This window comes from Erythrobacter sp. CCH5-A1 (genome assembly GCF_001557115.1).
Classification (GTDB): domain Bacteria; phylum Pseudomonadota; class Alphaproteobacteria; order Sphingomonadales; family Sphingomonadaceae; genus Erythrobacter.
On sequence record NZ_LSKQ01000170.1, the window covers coordinates 1 to 4,212 of the forward strand.

Annotated in this window: 3 protein-coding genes and 1 pseudogene; all 4 read left to right on the forward strand. The window is 71.0% G+C overall.

Annotation, left to right across the window (positions count from 1 at the left end; genetic code table 11):
• Nucleotides 1-271 (forward strand): annotated as a pseudogene (locus AX708_RS20890) (flagellar protein FlgN); the annotation flags it as partial.
• Between the two features lie 107 nt (nt 272-378).
• Nucleotides 379-1,425 (forward strand): transglycosylase SLT domain-containing protein, encoded by a 1,047-nt coding sequence (locus tag AX708_RS09430; RefSeq protein ID WP_233999636.1) that lies wholly within the window; start codon nt 379-381, stop codon nt 1,423-1,425.
• On the forward strand, nt 1,422-3,542 hold the full coding sequence (locus tag AX708_RS09435) for a flagellar biosynthesis protein FlhA (RefSeq protein ID WP_156454562.1): 2,121 nt from the start codon (nt 1,422-1,424) through the stop codon (nt 3,540-3,542). Before AX708_RS09430 ends, AX708_RS09435 begins: the two co-directional genes overlap by 4 nt.
• On the forward strand, nt 3,539-4,212 hold a 674-nt coding region (locus AX708_RS09440; protein WP_067490042.1), incomplete at its 3' end, for a sigma-70 family RNA polymerase sigma factor. The genes AX708_RS09435 and AX708_RS09440, both read left to right, overlap by 4 nt.

Here is a 4,212-nt window from a genome sequence, read left to right on the forward strand (position 1 = left end):
GCACAGGCTCTCCTTCTCGCGCGCCGCGCTCGATGCCGATGCCCTCGTCGGCGCGGCGCGCGAGAAGGAGAGCCTGTGCGACACCCTCGCTGCGCTCGAGCCCCAGTCGCTTGACGGCGAGACCCGCAGCCTGGCCGAGACCGCGCGCCAATTGAACGAGGTCAACCGCCGGGTGCGCAACCTGCTCGCCGCCAATGTCGCCGCCCGGATCGAGGCGCTCGGCGGCGCGCGACGCCTGCCGCGCGTGACCTACGCCCCCGTGCGCACCTGAGGGGTAATCCCTAGCCCCTGCGCCGCGCCGCATCTGGCACGGCGTTTGCACAATCCGCCCGGAAGGCCCCGCATCCCGCGGCGGCGACCAGCAGGCGGACCACGCGAATGAGCCAATCCCCGACCTCGATGAACCTGCCCGCCGGTTCGATCCGCGCCGGGTTCGAAAGCGCTGCCCGCGCCCATGCCGCCGCCCGGACCGCGATGGAGGCGGGCGCAGAGCCCGGTGCCGTGCGCCAGATCGCCGTAGCCGGCGGCGGCCCGGTCGAGGCCGCGATCGCCCGCGCCGCGCAGGCGACCACCGTCGATTTCAACTACCTCCTCGCCCAGGCCGAGGTCGAAAGCGCGATGAACCCCGACGCCCGCGCCGCCACCTCGAGCGCGACCGGGCTCTACCAGTTCATCGAGAACACCTGGCTCGACACGATGAAGAAGCACGGGCACCGCTTCGGCCTCGGGCATGTTGCCGACCAGATCGATGTGACCGCATCGGGCAATGCCTATGTCGCCGACGACGCCAAGCGCGAGGCAATTCTTGTGCTCCGGAACGACCCGCAGATCGCCGCGCTGATGGCGGCGGGCCTTGCCGAGGACAACCGCGCGCACCTGATGCCGATCCTCGGCCGCCAGCCCGATCATGCCGAGCTCTACCTTGCGCATTTCCTCGGCGCGGGCGGCGCGGGGCGGTTCCTGAGCGAGCTGCAGGCCGATCCGGGCCAGAGCGCGGCGGCGCTGTTCGCCCGCCCGGCCGCCTCCAACCGCGGCATCTTCTACACCCCCGACGGCTCCCCGCGCACCCTCGCGCAGGTGATGCAGGTGATCGACGGCAAGATGGGCCGCGCCCTCGACCGCGCCACGGATGGCCGCGCGGTCAACTTCGTGCGCGCCGATTACGGCCCGCGCCCCGGCAGCAGCGGCGGGGCAAGCTTCACCCCTTCGCCCTACCTCATCGCCGACGAGACGGTGTTCGGCCCCGGCTCGCCCCCGGCGCTCACCTATACCCCGTCCTCGCCTGCGGCTGCGCCCCCGCGGCAACGTCCGCCCCAGAGACCTGCAATGTCGCAGATCCTGGACGCGACCTTCGGCACCGATCCTGCCGCCGCCCCGCCGCAGGTGCGCCGCGCCTATGAACGGCTGAAGGCGTTCGGCCTGTGAGTTCATCCGTGACGCCTGCCCCCGCCTCCCCGTTCGCCCGCTTCGCCGCCGTTCCTGCCAGCCTCGCGCTGCCGGTCGGCATATTCGCGCTGCTGGCCCTGATGGTGCTGCCGATCCCGGCGCTGCTGCTCGACATCTTCTTCGTGCTCAACATCGCGATCTCGATCGCGGTGCTGATGGTGGCGCTGAACGCAAGGCGCCCGCTCGATTTCTCCTCCTTCCCGAGCGTGCTGCTGTTCGCCACCCTGCTGCGCCTGGCCCTCAACGTCGCCTCGACCCGCGTGGTGCTGGTCCACGGGCACGAGGGGGGCGCGGCCGCCGGCCACGTGATCGAGAGCTTCGCGGCCTTCCTCGTGGGCGGCAATTTCGTCGTCGGCCTGTTCGTCTTCGCGATCCTGATGATCATCAACATGATCGTCATCACCAAGGGCGCGGGCCGCGTGTCCGAGGTTTCGGCGCGCTTCGTGCTCGACGCCTTGCCGGGCAAGCAGATGGCGATCGACGCCGACATCGCCGCCGGCCTCGTCACCGCCGACGAAGCGCGCGAGCGCCGCCGCGAGGTAACGGTGGAGGCCGATTTCTACGGCTCGATGGACGGTGCCTCCAAGTTCGTGAAGGGCGATGCGATGGCGGCGCTGCTGATCCTCGGGGTCAATATCGTCGCCGGGTTCGCCATCGGCATGATCTCCCACGGCCTGTCGGCAACCGAGGCGGGCGAAGCTTACGTGACGCTCGCGGTGGGCGATGCGCTGGTGGCGCAGGTGCCCGCGCTGCTGCTCTCCATCGCCGCGGCCGCGATCGTCACCCGCGTCTCCGACCAGCGCGACCTTGCCGGGCAGATCGGCGGCCAGTTCGCCGATCCGCGCGGGTGGCTGCCGGTGGCGCTGATCCTTGGCAGCGTCGGGATGGTGCCCGCCATGCCGCAGACGATCTTCTTACCGGCCGCCGCCATTTCGGCTGCGATCTGGTGGCACCTTCGCAAGCGCGCGGCCGCGCCTGCGCCCCTCGCCGAGCCGGTCGAGGACGTCGCCCCCGATCACATCGCGCTCGCCGATGTGGCCGACAGCACGCTGGTGACGGTCGAGCTCGGCTATGGCCTCATCGGGCTGGTCGACGCTGCGCAAGGCGCGCCGCTGATCACGCGGATCACCGGCATCAGGAAGCAGCTCTCGCGCGATCTCGGCTTCGTGCTGCCGCAGTTCCGGATCCGGGATTCGCTCGATCTTGCCGCGCAGGATTATGCCGTGATGATGGGCGGGGTGAGCATCGCGCGCGGGAGCGTGCGCTCCGGCAAGCTGCTCGCCATCGACGCGGGCGACGTGCGCCCCGGCCACGGGCTGACCGGCGAGCCGACCCGCGATCCCTCCTTCGATTGCCCCGCGCTGTGGATCGCGCCTGCCGCGCGCGATCATGCTGTGGCCGAAGGCTTCCTCGTGGTCGACCCGGCCTCGGTGATCGCCACCCACGCCAACCAGGCCTTGCTCGCCGAGGCGCACCAGCTGCTCGGCCCGGACGAAGTGCGCGAGTGGGTCGATGGCCTCAAGGCCCGCGCGCCTGCGCTGGTCGAGGCGGTGACCCCCGACCCGCTCCCGCTCGCCGCGCTGACCCGCACCTTGCGCGCGCTGATGGCCGACGGGATCGGGCTCGCCCACCCCCAGCCGCTGTTCACTTCGCTCGCGCTGGCACTCCAGAAGACAACCGATTTCGACACGGTGATCGATGCCGTGCGCGCCGACCTGTCGCCGCGTCTGGTCGCCCGGATCGCCGGGCCGGACGAAGCGCTGAAGGTGGTGACGCTCGATGCCGGGCTCGAAGGCGCGATCCTTGGCGGGATGATCGATCCGGCCACCGGCCAGCCGCTGATCGAACCCGATTGCGGAGCGATGATCCTGCGCGAGGTCAATGCGCTCGCCGATGCCGAGAAGGGGCCGATCGCGCTGATCGTCCAGCCGCCCGCGCGCCGCGCGCTCGCCGCGCTGGTCAAGCACCGCGCGCCGCGCTGCATGGTGCTGTCGATCGCCGAGCTGCCCGCTGCCCAGCCGATCGCCGTCGTCGGCGTGATCGGCGCAGCGCCCGAAGCCGCCGCGCTTGCCGCACCCGAGGGGATCGCCGCATGAAGCACGATCACGCCGGTTTCGGAGCGCTCGCCCAGCCCTATGCGCCCTCCCGCACCGAGGTCGAGGACCGGGTGCGCCGCTTCCTCCCGCTGGTGCGCCGCACCGCCTGGCACATCAACGGACGGGGCCGGGAAGGCCTCGAGATCGAGGATCTGGTGCAGGCCGGCATCCTCGCGCTCACCGAATGCGCGCAGCGCCATGCCGGGCCGACCGAGGACGGCTTTGCCGCCTATGCCAAGATCCGCGTGCGCGGCGCGATGCTCGACGAAGTGCGCCGCGTCGCCCACGACAGCCGCACGTCGCGCGCCAAAAGGTCGACCTACGAGCGGGCGCTCGCTTCGCTTCGCGGGTCGCTGGGCCGCGAGCCGAGCCGCGCCGAGCTCGCCCGCGCGCTGGAGGTGTCGGACGCCGAGCTCCTCGCCATCGAGGCCTCTGGCGTGAAGCTGACCCCGATCGATGATGCCTATGACGAAAGCAATCTCGCCTTCGCCAGCGACGATCCCGACCCCTTCGAGGCGCTGTGCGCCGCCGAGGACCGCGAGCGGCTGATCGCGGCAATGGTCAAGCTGCCCGACCGGCTGAAGCTGGTGCTTCAGCTGTTCTTCGTCGAGGAGCTTAGAGCGTTTTCCACAGTGGCTGAATCGCTGAGGATTCCGTTTCGGGCGCATCT